Origin of the sequence: Nonomuraea sp. GTA35 (assembly GCF_041950525.1) — a bacterium.
Classification (GTDB): Bacteria; Actinomycetota; Actinomycetes; order Streptosporangiales; family Streptosporangiaceae; genus Nonomuraea.
Map to the genome: position 1 here is coordinate 454,582 of NZ_JBGNUV010000004.1, position 15,435 is coordinate 470,016.

Below are 15,435 nucleotides of genomic sequence, written 5' to 3' on the forward strand. Positions count from 1 at the left end.
ATGCTCGAATGGATGGTCTGGACCGTCCCCACCGCCCTGGTGTTCGCCGGGCTGGCCCTCCTGCTGGTCGTCATGGCGGTCTGGGCGCGCATCTCCCCGCCCGTGGCCAGGCGCGGTTTCCTGCGCATCGAGACCGACCGCGGCGACCGGCTCTACATCGGCCTGATCAGCGCCGCCGTCGTGCTGGCCGGCTGGATCGCAATCACCGACCTGTCCATGTGGCTCGCGCTCGGCTGCGCGCTGCTGGTGGCGGTCGTGATCGGCATATGGGGCTAACAGAAGAGGAGCAGGCGATGAGGCATCGGACACGCAGATCCGTGGCCGCCGGTCTGGCCGCGGTCGCCCTCATAGCGGCCGGATGCACGCAGGGCGCGCAGAAGCCGGCGAGCGACTTCAAGGAGGCCGACGGCAAGGCCGCGGCCCAGAGGTGGGTGTCGCAGGAGTTCACCCCGAGCACGCTGAGCAAGGAGCAGCAGCTCGCCGAGATGGACTGGTTCATCAAGGCCGCGGCGCCGTACCGGGGCATGCAGATCAACGTGGTCTCCGAGACGATCACCACGCACGAGTACGAGTCGCGGCAGCTCGCCAAGGCGTTCACCGAGATCACCGGGATCAGGATCAAGCACGACCTGATCCAGGAGGGCGACGTCGTCGAGAAGCTCCAGACCCAGATCCAGGGCAACCAGAACATCTACGACGCCTACGTCAACGACTCCGACCTCATCGGCACCCACTCGCGCGGCGACTACGTGGTGCCGCTGTCGGACTACATGGCCGGCGAGGGCAGGAACGTCACCTCGCCCACCCTCGACCTGAACGACTTCATCGGCATCAGCTTCACCACCGGCCCGGACAAGAAGGTCTACCAGCTCCCCGACCAGCAGTTCGCCAACCTCTACTGGTTCCGCTACGACTGGTTCACCGACCCGGAGATCAAGAAGCAGTTCAAGGACGCGTACGGCTACGACCTCGGCGTCCCGGTCAACTGGGCGGCCTACGAGGACATCGCCGACTTCTTCACCAGCAAGGTCAACGGCAACGGCACCATCGACGGCAAGAAGGTCTACGGCCACATGGACTACGGCCGCAAGGACCCGTCCCTGGGCTGGCGCTTCACCGACGCCTGGCTGTCGATGGCCGGCAACGGCGACCCCGGCATCCCCAACGGCCTGCCGGTGGACGACTGGGGCATCAGGGTGGAGAACTGCCGCCCGGTCGGCTCGTCGGTCACCCGAGGCGGCGACACCAACGGCCCTGCCGCGGTCTACGCGCTGACGAAGTACGTGGACTGGCTGAAGAAGTACGCGCCCCGCGAGGCGGCGGGCATGAACTTCAGCGAGGCCGGCCCGGTGCCGGCGCAGGGCAACATCGCCCAGCAGATCTTCTGGTACACCTCGTTCACGGCCGACATGACCAAGCAGGGCCTGCCGGTCGTCAACAGCGACGGCACGCCCAAGTGGCGCATCGCGCCGAGCCCGCACGGCTCGTACTGGAAGACCGGCAACAAGCTGGGCTACCAGGACGCCGGCTCGTGGACGCTGCTGAAGAGCACGCCGCAGGACCGCAGGGCGGCCGCCTGGCTGTACGCGCAGTTCGTGACGTCGAAGACGGTGTCGCTGAAGAAGTCGATCGTCGGGCTGACGTTCATCCGCGACTCCGACGTCAAGAGCCGGTACTTCGCCGACAACGCCGAGAAGTACGGCGGCCTGATCGAGTTCTACAACTCGCCGGCCCGCAAGCAGTGGACGCCGACCGGCACGAACGTGCCCGACTACCCGAAGCTGGCCCAGCTCTGGTGGCAGAACGTGGCCACCGCCGTGACCGGCGAGACCACGCCGCAGCAGTCGATGGACAACCTGGCCAGGCAGCAGGACGAGATCCTGTCGCGGCTGGAGCGGCTCTCGCAGCAGCGGGAGGGGTACGGCGGCCAGTGCGCGCCCAAGCTGAACCAGGAGCGTGACGCCCAGTACTGGTACGACCAGCCGGGCGCCCCGGCGCCGAAGCTGGCCGACGAGCGCGGCAAGCCGGAGACGCTCGACTACGACAAGCTGATCGCCACCTGGAAGCAGGGCGACTGACGGCCGTGGCCGCCGCCCGTGGCAGGAAACGGGCGGCGGCTAGACCTTGAGGTGAGCCGCCAGCCAGTCGAAGGCGCGCTCCTGCATGGGCACGTCGAAGCTGTGCGGCACCTCGGCGAACACGGCCGCGTAGCTCTCGGGGGCGCCGCGGTACCGCTCGGCGATGATGGCGTCGGCGCGGAGCATGCCCGCCTCGGGGAACAACTCGTCGCGCATCGCGTACTGGACCATGAGCGGTTCGGGGGCGCGGGCGGCGATCAGGTCCGGATAGTCGCCCAGCCGCGGCAGGCCAGGCGGCCAGAGCATCCAGGTGTGCCGCTCGACGTACCCGCCGAGCATGTCCCGGTAGGAGGAGGCCATCGCGGCGACGACGACCGCGCGCACGTCCGGGTCGAACGCGCCGAGCAGCGCCGCCCGCAGGCCGCCGCCGGACAGGCCGGCGCAGCCGACCGCGCCGACGTCGGGGCGCGAGCGCAGGTAGGCCGCCGCGGCCAGGTCCTCGCCGGCGACGACGCCCGTGAACGAGGTGCCGAGCGCGGCGCAGTGCTTGGCCACGACGTGCTCGTGCTCCCTGGCCAGCAGGTCATACCGGTCGGCGTCGCTGAGGGGCGCATCCGGCGCGTCCCCACGCTGCGCCGCGCCGGGCGGCCCCTCAGCCGTCTCCAGGGGGAAGCGGCGGCTGCCCCAGGCGAACACGTCGTGCGCGAGCACCACGAATCCGCGCAGGGCCAGCGCGTTCGCGAAGGCCCTGCCGCCGTAGATGCCGTCCCGCAGCCGCCGCACCTCGGGCGACGGCTCCTCGGGGCCGTCGGCGATCTTCTCCTTGCCGGCGTACTTCATCCCGGCGTGGCAGTGCAGCGCCACCACCCCGGGCAGCGGCCCGTGAGCGTCGCGGGGCTTGAGCAGGTACGCCCGCGTGCGCGGCCCGAACCCGACCGACCACGACAGTTCCTCGCCGTACAGGCCGCCGTCGGTCCAGGTCCGCTCGACGCGCACGTCCGCGGCGGCCAGGTCGAGCACCCCGATGGCCTCCCTGGCCGCCGCGCGCAGCTCGGGCCCGGGCAGGACCGGGTAGAGCCCGCGCTGCGCGGCGGCGATCCCGGCCAGCTCAGAGAACACGCGTGCCGTCGTCGGTCAGGCGCACGGGAGCCCCTGTACGGGCGGAGACGCCGGCCGCGTGGCCGGTCAGCACGCTGCGGATGCCGTCGCGCCAGCCGGCCTGCCTGGCCAGCGGGTCGTCGCCGGGGCCGCGGAAGACGTCGTTCAGCAGCAGGCGGTCGCCGCCGCCGTGCCCACCGGCCCCTGACTCGATGGGCACCTCCTCCGGCTCGCTCCAGTGCCGGCGCAGCAGGAGCCGCTCCGACGAGCCGGTCGCGTGCTCCTTGGAGGCCGCGCTGGGGTCGATGGCGGCGTGCGGGGGCGTCCACTCCCGCTCCACCACGTCCAGCTCCAGCCGCCCCGCCGTGCCGTTGAAGGCCACCCGGTACCCCTCCCAGGGGGCGTGGGCGTGCAGCGAGTACGTCAGGACCGCGCGATCGGTGTAGCGCACCATGACCGACATGTTGTCGTCGATGTCGATGCCCTCGCCGAAGACGTCCTGGTCGCGGACGTAGCCGTCCTCGTGCTCGGCGTCCAGGTAGAGCCGCTTGAGCCGCTCGTCCCTGGAGATGTCCAGCAGGAACGGGTCCGTGCCGAGCCCCGGTGCGCCGTGGGCGCGCTCGGGGCGGCCGGTCAGGCCCCGCTTCCTGGCGTTCTCGGCGCCGTAGAAGCGCAGGTCGGTCTGGGCGAAGACGAGCTCGGGCGCCGCGCCCAGCCACCAGTTGACCAGGTCGAAGTGGTGGGTGGACTTGTGCACGAGCAGCCCGCCCGAGCTGGCCCGCTCGCGGTGCCAGCGGCGGAAGTAGTCGGCGCCGTGGATGGTGTCGAGCATCCACTCGAAGTGCACCGAGGTGACCTCGCCGATCGCGCCCTGCTGGAGGAGGCGGCGCACGGCGGAGTTGCGGGGCGAGTACCGGTAGTTGAACGTGACGATCAGCTTGCCGGTGGCACGCTCCGCGGCGGCCGCGATGGCCGCGCAGCCGTCGGCGTCGGTCGTGAGCGGCTTCTCCACGATGACGTCGAGGCCCGCGTCGAGCGCCGCGCACACGTATCTCGCGTGCGTGGCGTCGACGGTGGTGACGATGACCGCGTCGGCGAGCTCGAGCACCTTGCCGAACTCATCGGGGGCGAAGCACGGCACCTGCCGGCCGATCCGCTCGACGTAGTAGTCCATGCGGGTCCGGTTGGTGTCGCACAGGGCGACGATGGTGCCGGTGTCGCGCCACTCCCCGAGCAGCGCGTCGACGTACATCTGCGCGCGGTGCCCGAGCCCGACGAACGCGTACCTCATGCCTCTCCTTACGACCTGGTCAGCCCGCGATGGAGGCGTTGACCTCGGTGATCAGCTTCTGCGCCGCGTCGTCGGGGGTCATGCGGCCGAACATGACCTCCTCGGAGTAACGCGTGATGATGTCCTCCGTGGCGCTGGAGCCCTTCGGCGGGGCGGCCGGCGGGTCGGTCAGCGCGTCCTTGTTCTCGTCGAGGAAGGCCAGCGTCTTCTGGTCCGCCGGGGGGAGCTTGTCGCGGACCGCGGCGAGCACCTTGGAGCTGGCGGGCAGACCGCGGTCGCTGAGGATGATCGCGCCCGCCTCCGGGTCGTTGATCATGAAGTCGATGAACTTCGCGGCCTCGGCGGCGTGCTCGGTCTTGGAGGAGGCGCTGTAGAACATGGCCGGCTGCGTGAACATGCCGCCCGCGGTGGCGCCCTTGATCTTCGGCATGACCAGCAGGTCCAGCTCCTGGCCTGACGCCTTGCTGGCCGCGCCGAGCTGGTTGCTCCACCACATGCCCATGGCGCCGGTGTTGGTGCCGAGCAGCGACTGGTCGATGCTGGTCGCGCCGATCTCGGCGCTCTTGGCGGCGTCCGGCGCGCCCTTGCCCTTGATCAGGTTCTGCATGACCGACCACCATTCCTTGATGGTCTCGGGGGTCACGCCGAGCTTGTTGCCGTTGTAGAACTGCTCGCCCTTCTGCGTGGCGTAGATCTGCAGGTAGGCGGGGTTCCAGCTGAGCTGCGTTCCGGTGATCTTGCCGCCGCTGCCGGCGGTGATCTTGTTGGCCAGCTCGACGTACTCCTCCCAGGTCCACGTCTTGTCGTCGGGGAGCGTGGCCTTGGACTGCTCGACCAGGGCCTTGTTGACGATCAGGGAGAAGGCGTTGATGCCGGTGGGGATGGCGTACTGCTTGCCGTCGATGGCGCCGGTGGCCAGCACCTTGGCGTCGATGTCGGCGGTGTTGACCTTGCCGGTGACGTCGGCGAGCGTGCCGCGGTCGGCGTACTCGCGCAGGCCGCGGATCTCCAGGCTCATGACGTCCGGCGCGTCGCTGCCCGCGACCTTGGTGGACAGCGTCTCGTAGTAGCTGGCCCAGTCCGAGAACTCGCCCTCGACGTCGATGGTCGGGTTCTTGGCCTCGAACTTCTTGATCGCCTCTTCGGTCATCTTCTGCCGCGCGTCACTGCCCCAGTAGGAGAAGCGCAGCTTGATCTTGCCGTCGGCGGTCTCTCCGCCGCCGCTGCCACTGCCGCAGGCCGCGGTGACCGCCAGCACAGCGGTGGCGAGCAGTGCCGCCGACCACATCTTCTTGCCAGAGCTCACGGCTCTACCTCCTATGGGTGTTCACTGTTGGGGGGTGGAGGATCTACTTCAAGCCCGTGGTGGCGACACCACGGATCAGGTATTTCTGGCCGGCCAGGAAGAACCCGAAGATGGGGCCGAGCGCGATGATCGACATGGCGAACATCGGGCCCCACGACGAATCGCTGCTGGCGTCCAGGAACGTGCGCAACGCTACCGGTACGGTGAAGTTGTCGGGGTTGTTGAGGTACAGGAGCTGGCTGAGGAAGTCGTTCCACGTCCAGATGAACGTGAAGATGGCGGTCGTGGCCAGCGCCGGCATGCACAGCGGCATGACGACCCTGATGAAGATCCGCCAGTAGCCGGCGCCGTCGATCTCCGCCGCCTCGTCCAGCTCGCGGGGCAGGGTGCGGATGAACTGCACCATGAGGAAGATGAAGAACGCGTCGGTGGCCAGGATCTTCGGCATGACCAGCGGCCAGATCGTGTTGATCAGGTCGAGCTCGGAGAACATGATGTACTGCGGCACGATCGTCACGTGGTGCGGCAGCATGATCGTGCCCAGCATGATCGCGAACCAGAACGACTTGAGCGGGAAGCTCAGCCGGGCGAAGGCGTAGGCGGCCAGCGAGCAGGCCACCAGGTTCGCCACCACCGAGATGCCGGTGATGACCGCGGAGTTCCACAGGTAGTAGCCGAAGGGGTGCTTGAGCGCGTACCAGCCCTCGGTGTAGTTCTCCAGCGTGACCTCGCTGGGCCACAGGCCCGGCTCGCGGAAGATGATCTCCTCCGGCTTGAGCGAGCTGGAGATCATCCACAGCAGCGGATAGAGCATGACCAGGCCGAAGCCGATCAGCAGGATGTGCTTGGCCACCCGCCCGCCCCTGAACGGGCGGAACAGGACCGGAACCGGCCTACTTGGTGTCGCCATAGAAGACCCAATACTTGGAAGCGAGGAAGTTCACCCCGGTGAGGGCGGCGATGATGATCAGCAGGACCCACGCCATCGCGGCGGCGTAGCCCATGTCGTAGTTCTTGAAGCCCTCGAGGTAGAGGTAGAGCGTGTAGAACAGCGTGGAGTCGGCGGGTCCGCCCTTGCCGCCGCTGACGATGAACGCCTGCGTGAACGACTGGAACGACTTGATGAGCTCCAGCACGAGGTTGAAGAAGATGATCGGCGTCAGCAGCGGCAGCGTGATCGACCGGAACTGCCGCCACTTGCCGGCGCCGTCCACGGAGGCCGCCTCGTAGTAGCTGCTCGGGATCTGGCGGAGGCCTGCCAGGAAGATGATCATCGGCGCGCCGAACGTCCACACGTGCAGGAGGATCAGCGTGCCCAGCGCGTAGTCCGGGTGACCCACCCACCCGGGCCCCTCGATGCCGAACATCGCGAGCACCGCGTTGACCAGGCCGTCGGCGCCGAAGACCTTGCGCCACAGGATCGCGATCGCGACGCTGCCGCCGAGCAGCGAGGGCAGGTAGAAGATCGAGCGGTAGAAGGACAGGCCGCGCAGGCCGCGGTCGAGCACCAGGGCGAGGGCGAGGGCGAAGGCGAGCTGCATCGGGACCGAGACGATCACGTAGACCGTGGTCACCCACAGCGAGTTCATGAACCTCGGGTCCTCGGTGAACATCTTGATGTAGTTGTCGAACCCGATCCACTTGGCCTCCTCCAGGAGGCTGTAGTCGGTGAACGACAGATAGAGGGAGGCGAAGATCGGACCGATCGTGATGACGAGCAGCCCGACGAACCATGGGGCCAGGAAGAGGTACGCGGCCCGTGCCTCCCGGCGGGACCGTTTCGTGGAGCGATGACCGCCGCGCGGGGGTTGCTTCACGGCCCGCGCAGGTTTCACCGCCACCGAAACTTCAGTCATCACGGACCTTCCGGCGAGAAGTGAATGGATAGCGCTTTCCTATAGCTGGCGGGAAAGTTACGTCAACCCTTTGCAGGCGTTACATAGCCGTTACCGATATATCGCCACGACGTTTTCCCAGCTAGCAAGGGTGTCCGCCCAATAAGTCTGATGAATTACGATCCGGTTTAGTACAACCGTTTGCAGACGCAGAGCCATCACGGAACTACCGTGGAGCTGCGGTGGAGTCCCTGATCACGAGGCGGGTCTCCAGCGAGGTGGTGGCGCTCACCTCCTGGATGAGCAGGTCCACCGCGAGCCGCCCGGCAGCGGCCGTCGGCATGGCCACGGTGGTGAGCTTCGGGCGGTTCAGCCGTCCCGGCACTATGTCGTCTATCCCGACCACGCTCATGTCCTCGGGCACGCTCAGGCCGAGGTCGCCCAGCCCCTCGATGAGCCCGATGGCCACCAGGTCGTTGTAGGCCAGCACGCCGGTCACCCCGGAGTCGCGCACCCGGACGGCAGCGGCGAACCCGCCGCGCTCGGTGGGCGCGTTCGGGCCGATGACGACGAGCTCGACGCCCGGCACCTGCTCGGCCGCCGTGCGGATCTCCGCGCTCGTCCACGACCCGGCGGGGCCCGACACCAGCGCGACCCGCTCGTGCCCCAGCCCCGCCAGGTGCTCAACGGCCAGCCTGGCCCCGTGCCCGACGTCCATCAGGACGGTGGCCGCGCCGCGCAGCCGCCGGTTGATCACCACGAACGGCACGCGCTCGGCCAGCCGCTCCAGCGCCTTGTTCGACGAGCGGGGGCTGCACAGCACCACGCCGTCCACCTGCTTGGAGAAGGCCTGGATCAGCTCCTCCTCGGCCGCCGGCTCCTCGTCGGTGTCGGCCACGAACAGGTGGTAGTCGCGCTGGCGGGCCGCCGAGTGCGCCGCCTTGATCAGCGGAGGGAAGAACGGGTTGGCGATGTCGGCCACAATGAGGCCCAGATTGTGGGTACGCCCGGTCGTGAGCGCCCTGGCCGCCCGGTTGGGCCGGTAGCCGAGCTCCTCGGCCACGGTGAGCACCCTGGTACGGGTGGCGGCGTTCACCATGTGCGGCGCGGAGAACGTCCGGGACACCGTCGAGACATGCACGCCGGAGGCCCTGGCCACATCACGAATCGTCACTGTCACAGTCGCACACCCTAACGCAACCGCTTGCAGAACCCATGAGTACGATGAAAGCGCTTGCCGCACGTCCCCGAAACGGAAGCCTCTAGGAACCCCCAGCTAGACGGGCGGTGACGAAATCGCCTCTTGACGCCTCACCCTTCCGGACATGAAGGTTTAGTGCAACTGTTTGCAGTCTTGAAGGAGCCCCACACGGTGAGCAGAGTCCTCGTCACCGGAAGCGCAGGACGCCTCGGCCGCAGCGTGGTCAGCACGCTCGCGGCGGCCGGGCACGAGGTCATCGGCGTCGACCGCGCCCCAGGAACCCCGCCGGAGGCAGCGGTCACGCTGCCGGCCGACCTCACCGACACCGGTGAGACGTTCGAGGTCCTGTCCAGGTTCAGGCCCGAGTCGGTGATCCACCTGGCCGCCATCGCCACCCCGTTCAGCGTCCCGGAATCGGTGATCTTCAAGGTCAACACGCAGCTCGCGTACAACGTGTGCTCGGCGTCGGTGGCCCTGGGCGTGGCGGGCGTGGTGGTGGCCAGCAGCCCCACCGTCATGGGGTACGGCGCGCCGGGCGGCTGGACGCCGGCGTACCTGCCGATCGACGAGGAGCACCCGGTACGCCCGTGGAACGCCTACAACCTGTCCAAGGTGACGGCCGAGGAGACGATGAAGGCGTACGCCAGGGCGGGCAGGACGAAGCTGGCCGCCGTCCGGCCGTGCTTCGTGATCCCGCCCGAGGAGTGGGCGGGCGCGCCCACGCAGTCGGGCCACACGGTGCGCGAGCGGCTCGACCGGCCGGAGCTGGGCGGGGTGTCGCTGTTCAACTACATCGACTCCCGCGACGCCGCCGAGATGATCACCGTGCTCGCCGAGGCGCTGCCCGACCTGCCGAACGGCGAGGTGTTCTTCGCCGGCGCGGCCGACGCGCTGGCCAGGAAGCCGCTCGCCGACCTGCTCCCCCAGGTCGTGCCCGGCACCGAGGCGTACGCGGCCGGCCTGACCGGCACCACCCCCGCCTTCTCGACCGCCAAGGCAGAGCGCCTGCTCGGCTGGCGGCCCAAGCGCAGCTGGCGTACCGAACTCAAGGAAGAAGCCGAATGAACCTCAGCGGTGTGCTGTTCTTTCCCGTGACCCCCTTCGACGCCGACGGCACGCTCGCCGAGCAGGTGCTGGCCGAGCACGTCCGGCAGGGCATGGAGCACGGGCCGGGCGGCGTCTTCGTGGCGTGCGGCACCGGCGAGTTCTCGGCCCTGTCCGAGTCCGAGCACGCGCGGGCCACGCGGGTCGCGGCGGAGGTCGTGGCCGGCCGGGTGCCGGTGTTCGCGGGCGCGGGCGGGCCGCTCGGCGCGGCGCTGAACCAGGCGCGGGCCGCGCGCGAGGCGGGCGCCGACGGGCTGCTGCTCATGCCGCCGTACCTGGCCCAGGGGCCGGGGCACGGCTTCGCGGCGTACGTGCGGGCGGTCGCCGAGGTGCTGCCGGTGATCGTCTACCAGCGCGGCTCGGTCGTGCTGGAGCCGGACGCCGTGGTGGAGCTGGCCGGCATCCCCGGGGTGATCGGGCTCAAGGACGGCCTGGGCGACATCGACCGCATGCAGCGCACCGTGCTGGCGGTGCGCGAGACGCACCCGGACTTCCTGTTCTTCAACGGGCTGCCGACCGCCGAGCTGACCATGCCCGCCTACCGGGGCATCGGCGTGGAGCTGTACTCCAGCGCCGTGTTCGCGTTCGCGCCCGAGATCGCGCTGGCCTACCTCAACGGCGACGAGCGGCTGCTCACCGAGTTCTACGCGCCGCTCGTCCGGCTGCGCGGCAAGGTGCCCGGCTACCCGGTCGCGCTGGTCAAGGCCGGCGTACGGCTGCGCGGCCTGGACGTCGGCACCGTCCGCCCGCCGCTGGTCGAGGTGACCGACGAGCACCTCGCCGAGCTGGAGGCGTTGATCAAGACCGGTCTCGAACTGGTCGCGCCATGACCATCGCGGACCTTCGTACGGAGCTGCGCACGGCGCCGCTGCCGCGCCCGTGGGGCGAGGACGTGCCGTACAACCACGTCATCGTCACCCACGTCACGCTGAAGGACGGGCGCACCGGCACCGGCTTCTCGTGGACGCCGCAGATCGGCGCGCACGCCGTCAAGGCGCTGCTCGACCACGACCTGCGCGAGGCGCTGATCGGGCTGCCCGCGCACCCCGAGGTGGTGTGGGACCGCCTGTGGCGGCACCTGCGCGAGGCCGGCCCCGGCGGGATCACCACGATCGCGCTGGCCGGGATCGACCTGGCGCTGTGGGACCTGCGCTGCGGCGGCGACGCGCTGCCCGACGTGCTGGGCAGGCGGCGCGACGAGGTGCCGGTCTACGGCAGCGGCGTCAACCTGCACTACCCCCTCGACGAGCTGGTCGCGCAGGCCGGGCGCTGGGTCGCGGCCGGCTACCGGGGCGTCAAGATCAAGGTCGGCCGGCCCGACCTGGCCGAGGACGTGGCGCGGGTGGCCGCGGTCCGCGAGGTGATCGGCCCCGACCGGCTGCTGATGATCGACGCCAACCAGCGCTGGGACCTGCACAGGGCCCGGCGGGCGCTGGCCGCGCTGCGCGAGTTCGACCTGCACTGGATCGAGGAGCCGCTGCCCGCCGACGACGTGGCCGCGCACGTGGAGCTGCGCCGCTCCATCGACGTGCCGGTCGCGGTCGGCGAGAACGTCTACACCGCCTACGGCTTCCGCGACCTGCTGGCGGCCGGGGCCTGCGACGTGGTGCAGCCGAACGTGGTGCGGGTCGGCGGCATCACGCCGTTCCTGCGGATCGTGGAGCTGGCCAGGACGTACGACGTGCCGGTCTACCCGCACCTGCTGGGCGAGGTGTCCGGGCAGCTCGCGCTGGCCCTGCCGCTGCCGGTCATGGCCGAGGACGTGGAGGACGCCTCCTTCGCCCGGCTGGGGCTGCTGGCGGAGCCGTACCCGGTGGAGATCTCCGGTGGCGTGCTGCGCGCGGGCGGGCACGCCGGGCTCGGGCTGAGGTGGTCGTGATGGCGCCGGTGAAGGTGGTCCTGGCCGGCGCCACGGGCCACGGGACGCACCACCTCGGCGTCCTGCGCGAGCTGGCTGGCCGCGGCGTGGTCGAGCTGGCGGGGATCTGCGACCTGCGGCCGGTCGAGGTGGACTTCGGCGCGCCGCTGCAGTCGTCGGACCTGGGCGAGCTGATCGCCAAGACCGGCGCGGAGATCACGATCGTCTGCACGCCGATCAACACCCACGCCGACCTCGCGATCGCCGCGCTGCGGGCGGGCTCGCACGTGCTGCTGGAGAAGCCGCCCGCGCCCAGCCCCGCGGAGCAGCGCAGGATCGCCGAGGTGGTGGCCGAGACCGGGCTGGCCTGCCAGGTGGGGTTCCAGTCGCTCGGCTCCGCGGCCGTCCCGGCGCTGCGCGCGCTGATCGCGAGCGGGCGGCTCGGCCGGGTGCGCGGCATCGGCGGCTGGGGCGCCTGGCACCGCCCGTCGGCCTACTTCACCCGTGCCCCCTGGGCCGGCCGGCGCCGCCTGAACGGCGTGGACGTGATGGACGGCGCGCTGACGAACCCGTTCGCGCACGCCATCGCCACCGCGCTGGCCCTGCACGACAGCCCGATCGCGGAGATCGAGACCGAGCTGTATCGCGCCCACCCGATCGAGTCGGACGACACCTCCTGCGTGCGCGTGCGGCTGGCGGACGGGTTCACGATCACGATGGCGGCGACGCTGTGCGCGCCCTACGTGGCGCCGCCGCCGGGCAAGGCGCTGCGCGGCGAGGCCCACCTGGTGGTGCAGGGGGACGCGGGCCGGGCGACGCTGATGTACACGCATGACCGGCTCAAGGTGGAGCTGCCGGACGGCTCGGTCACGACGACCGTGCACGACCGGGTGGAGTTGCTGGAGAACCTCATCGACCACGTCCGCACGGGCGCCGAGCTGCTGGTGCCGCTCGCGAGCACCGAGCGGTTCACGCAGGTGCTGGACGCGATCCGGCTGGCTCCCGAGCCGATGCCCATCCCCGAGCGGCACCAGCTCCTGGAGCGGGACGCCGAGGGCGAGGTCGTGGGCCGGTTGCTGCCCGGCGTGGCCGACCTGGTCCGGCGCAGCGCGGCGGAGCTGGCGCTCTACTCCGAGCTCGACGCGCCGTGGACGCGGGTGGAGCTGCTGGTGTCGGACCGGCCGGTGGCCGCCTACGAGCTCCGCCCCGACCTGCCCGCCACCGACTCGCCCCGCCCCTACCTGCACGCGGTGCGGACCCTCGGCGGCGTGGAGGTCACCCAGGTCCGGCCCGAGGACCACGTGCACCACCTCGGCGTCGGGGTGGCGATCTCCGACCTCGGCGGGGTGAACTTCTGGGGCGGGCGCACGTACGTCAAGGACCAGGGGCCGACCTGGCTGGACGACCACGGCACGCAGCGGCACGTGGCGTTCACCCGCCTGGACGACGGCGGCTTCACCGAGCACCTGGAGTGGACCGGGCCGGGCGGCCGCCTGGTGGCGCGCGAGGAGCGGACCGTGACCGCGCGACCGCTCGGGCAGGGCTGGGCGCTGGACTTCGCGTTCACCCTCACGAACCTGACCGGCGCGCCGCTGGAGATCAACAGCTCGGCCACCAAGGGCCGGGCGGGCGCGGGCTACGGCGGCTTCTTCTGGCGCGCGCCGGGCACCTCCGTGGAACGGACCACCCTTCCGGGGGACGAGCAGGCCGTGCACGGCAGCACCGCCCCGTGGCTCGCCATGTCGGGCACCACCCCCGAGGGCCAGGACTGGACGCTCGTCTTCGCCCAGGCGGACGGCGACCCCTGGTTCGTCCGGGTCGAGGAGTACCCGGGGGTCGGCCAGGCCCTGGCGTGGGACCGGCCGCTCACCGTGGAGACCACGCTGACGAGGCGGGTCGTCACGGCGGTGCTCGACGGCCGGCTGGACGCGCCAGCGGCGGCCGCCGTCGCCGGCGAGCTACTGCGGTAGAGGTCCTCGGAGGTTCCGGCATCGGTGGCGGGAGGAGACCTGGGCCGAGGATGTCCGGCTCATGGGCGAAACCGGCGTCAACGGTGTCAGCCTGGGCATCTTCTCCTGGTCCCTGCTGGAACCGGTGGAGGGCCGCTACGAGTTCGGCTGGCTCGACCGCGTCATGGGCCTGCTGGGCGACGCCGGGATCAAGGTCTACCTGTCCACGCCTCCCCGCCTCCGTGGTTCGGGCAGCGCTACCCCGAGGCGCTGCCCGTGGACGCCGACGGGCGCCGGCTGTGGCGCGGCAGCCGGCAGGCGTTCTGCCCCAGCTCCCCGGCCTACCTCGACAAGGCGCTGGCCGTCGCCGAGCAGCTCGGCCGCCGCTACGGCGGCCATCCGGCGCCGGCGATGTGGCACGTGCACAACGAGTACGGCGCCCGCAACTCGCGCTGCTACTGCGACACCTCCCGCACATCGACCTGGCCTTCGCCGCCGACCTGACCCGCTCGCTGAAGCGGGACAGGCCGTGGCTGCTCATGGAGCACTCCACCAGCGCGGCCCCGCGCCGGCACCCGGCTCGTACGCGACCGGCGGTCCCGCGCCGGCACCCGGCTCGTACGCGGCCGGCGGCCCCGGCCTGGACGCGCAACGAGCACGGGCGGGGCGCGGCGCACTACGTCACGACGCTGCCCACCGGCCCCGCGCTGGCCCGCGTGCTGTCGGCGGTCTGCGCGGAGGCGGGCGTCCCCACTGTCTCGACGGGCGGCGTCGAGCTGGTCCGCCGCTCGCACCCCGACGGCCGCTCCTTCCTGTTCGCCGTCAACCACTCGTACGCCGGCGCGGTCGTGGAGGCCAAGGGCACGACGCTGGACGGCGCCCCGGTGGACGGCTCACTGACGGTCCCCGCCGGCGCGGTCAGGATCGTCCGGGAGGCTCGCTGACCGGATCGCCCGGCTGTCCGGGAGGCTCGGTGAGCGGCCTGTTCGAGGTCGCCCGCAGCAGCCGCAGCGCGCCGCGCGACAGGGCCGTCAGGATGTCGGCGGCCTCGTCCAGGTCGGGGTAGCGCCCCTCCAGGTGCCCCATGGCCAGCGCGTTGGTGGCCGCGTTGATGCCGTCGGCGATCATCTCCAGCCGCCGCCTGTCGCGCTCGTTGTCGGCCGTGTAGCCGAGGGCGGCCAGGTCGGCGGCGTGGTGCTCGCGGTAGGCCGCCGCCGTCTCCGTGGCGAAGTCGCGCAGCGAGGAGGAGGGGTCGTGCCGCGCCCTGATCTGGATGCGCAGCAGCTCGGGGTGCCGGCAGATCGACTCCAGCGGGATGCGGAACGTCTCGCGGTGCAGGTCGAGGTCGCCGGGGTGCTCGCGGGCCCTGCGCCGCGCCTCGCGCATCGAGGCGCGCAACCGCTCGCCGCCCTCCTCGGCGAGCACCCGCAGCAGCTCCTGCATGTCCTTGAAGTGCACGTAGAAGCTGGACTGCGCGATGCCCGCGGCCTTGGCCACCTTGACCGTGCTCAGCCCCGCCTCGCCCTCCTCGTCGAGGATCGACAGGGCGGCGCGGATGAGCTTGCGCCTGGTCAGATCCTTCGCCTCGCTCCTCGTGAGCGGCGTGCCCGTCATGAGTCCCTCCCCTCCCGTAACGATTGTCTCGCGCCACTTGTGCGGAATTTCACCGATAGTACTATCGGTGAAATTGCTCTCGGGGGATCTGCCGGGAGGAG

At 70.7% G+C, this 15,435-nt stretch carries 14 protein-coding genes and 1 pseudogene; 8 read left to right on the forward strand and 7 right to left on the reverse strand.

From position 1 onward, the window contains the following. Both ACBJ32_RS20540 and ACBJ32_RS20545 read left to right on the forward strand, forming a co-directional pair. The gene (locus tag ACBJ32_RS20540; RefSeq protein WP_357888934.1) at nt 1-276 is read left to right on the forward strand and encodes a DUF2160 family membrane protein; all 276 of its coding nucleotides are present in this window, start codon (nt 1-3) and stop codon (nt 274-276) included. Nucleotides 277-293: 17 nt separating this feature from the next. Beyond that, nucleotides 294-2,078 (forward strand): ABC transporter substrate-binding protein, encoded by a 1,785-nt coding sequence (locus ACBJ32_RS20545; protein ID WP_375128066.1) that lies wholly within the window; start codon nt 294-296, stop codon nt 2,076-2,078. Nucleotides 2,079-2,117: 39 nt separating this feature from the next. Here ACBJ32_RS20545 and ACBJ32_RS20550 read toward each other — a convergent pair whose 3' ends face one another. The 6 genes from ACBJ32_RS20550 to ACBJ32_RS20575 form a co-directional block, all read right to left on the reverse strand. Continuing rightward, a complete protein-coding gene (locus ACBJ32_RS20550; protein WP_375128067.1) occupies nt 2,118-3,197 on the reverse strand; it encodes a hypothetical protein in 1,080 nt (359 codons plus the stop codon). Continuing rightward, nucleotides 3,187-4,467 (reverse strand): Gfo/Idh/MocA family protein, encoded by a 1,281-nt coding sequence (locus ACBJ32_RS20555; protein ID WP_375128068.1) that lies wholly within the window; start codon nt 4,465-4,467, stop codon nt 3,187-3,189. Before ACBJ32_RS20555 ends, ACBJ32_RS20550 begins: the two co-directional genes overlap by 11 nt. Nucleotides 4,468-4,486: 19 nt before the next feature. Next, nucleotides 4,487-5,773: an extracellular solute-binding protein gene (locus ACBJ32_RS20560; protein ID WP_357888946.1), complete on the reverse strand. Its 1,287-nt coding sequence runs from the start codon at nt 5,771-5,773 to the stop codon at nt 4,487-4,489. Between the two features lie 43 nt (nt 5,774-5,816). Continuing rightward, nucleotides 5,817-6,683, reverse strand: coding sequence for a carbohydrate ABC transporter permease (locus tag ACBJ32_RS20565; RefSeq protein WP_357888949.1), 867 nt, complete (start codon nt 6,681-6,683; stop codon nt 5,817-5,819). Further along, nucleotides 6,667-7,629 (reverse strand): sugar ABC transporter permease, encoded by a 963-nt coding sequence (locus tag ACBJ32_RS20570; protein WP_357888951.1) that lies wholly within the window; start codon nt 7,627-7,629, stop codon nt 6,667-6,669. The genes ACBJ32_RS20565 and ACBJ32_RS20570 overlap by 17 nt, the downstream gene beginning before the upstream one ends. A 205-nt stretch (nt 7,630-7,834) precedes the next feature. Then, nucleotides 7,835-8,788 (reverse strand): LacI family DNA-binding transcriptional regulator, encoded by a 954-nt coding sequence (locus ACBJ32_RS20575; RefSeq protein WP_357888954.1) that lies wholly within the window; start codon nt 8,786-8,788, stop codon nt 7,835-7,837. Between the two features lie 192 nt (nt 8,789-8,980). On the opposite strand from ACBJ32_RS20575, the gene ACBJ32_RS20580 reads away from it, so the two are divergent. The 6 genes and pseudogenes from ACBJ32_RS20580 to ACBJ32_RS20605 all read left to right on the forward strand — a co-directional run bounded on the left by ACBJ32_RS20580 (nt 8,981) and on the right by ACBJ32_RS20605 (nt 14,664). Then, nucleotides 8,981-9,874 (forward strand): NAD-dependent epimerase/dehydratase family protein, encoded by an 894-nt coding sequence (locus ACBJ32_RS20580; RefSeq protein WP_375128070.1) that lies wholly within the window; start codon nt 8,981-8,983, stop codon nt 9,872-9,874. Next, nucleotides 9,871-10,743: a 5-dehydro-4-deoxyglucarate dehydratase gene (locus tag ACBJ32_RS20585; protein WP_357888960.1), complete on the forward strand. Its 873-nt coding sequence runs from the start codon at nt 9,871-9,873 to the stop codon at nt 10,741-10,743. The genes ACBJ32_RS20580 and ACBJ32_RS20585 overlap by 4 nt, the downstream gene beginning before the upstream one ends. After that, nucleotides 10,740-11,792, forward strand: a complete 1,053-nt coding sequence (locus ACBJ32_RS20590; protein WP_375128071.1) for a mandelate racemase/muconate lactonizing enzyme family protein — start codon at nt 10,740-10,742, stop codon at nt 11,790-11,792. Before ACBJ32_RS20585 ends, ACBJ32_RS20590 begins: the two co-directional genes overlap by 4 nt. Beyond that, on the forward strand, nt 11,792-13,741 hold the full coding sequence (locus tag ACBJ32_RS20595; protein WP_375128072.1) for a DUF6807 family protein: 1,950 nt from the start codon (nt 11,792-11,794) through the stop codon (nt 13,739-13,741). The genes ACBJ32_RS20590 and ACBJ32_RS20595 overlap by 1 nt, the downstream gene beginning before the upstream one ends. 61 nt (nt 13,742-13,802) lie before the next feature. After that, nucleotides 13,803-14,224 (forward strand): annotated as a pseudogene (locus ACBJ32_RS20600) (beta-galactosidase). A gap of 35 nt (nt 14,225-14,259) precedes the next feature. Further along, entirely contained in the window at nt 14,260-14,664 is a 405-nt protein-coding gene (locus ACBJ32_RS20605) for a Beta-galactosidase C-terminal domain (protein WP_375128459.1), read from the forward strand. On the opposite strand, the gene ACBJ32_RS20610 is transcribed toward ACBJ32_RS20605, so the two are convergent. Next, a complete protein-coding gene (locus ACBJ32_RS20610; protein WP_375128073.1) occupies nt 14,639-15,334 on the reverse strand; it encodes a TetR family transcriptional regulator in 696 nt (231 codons plus the stop codon). The two genes, ACBJ32_RS20605 and ACBJ32_RS20610, sit on opposite strands and share 26 nt — an antisense overlap. Nucleotides 15,335-15,435 lie beyond the last annotated feature (101 nt).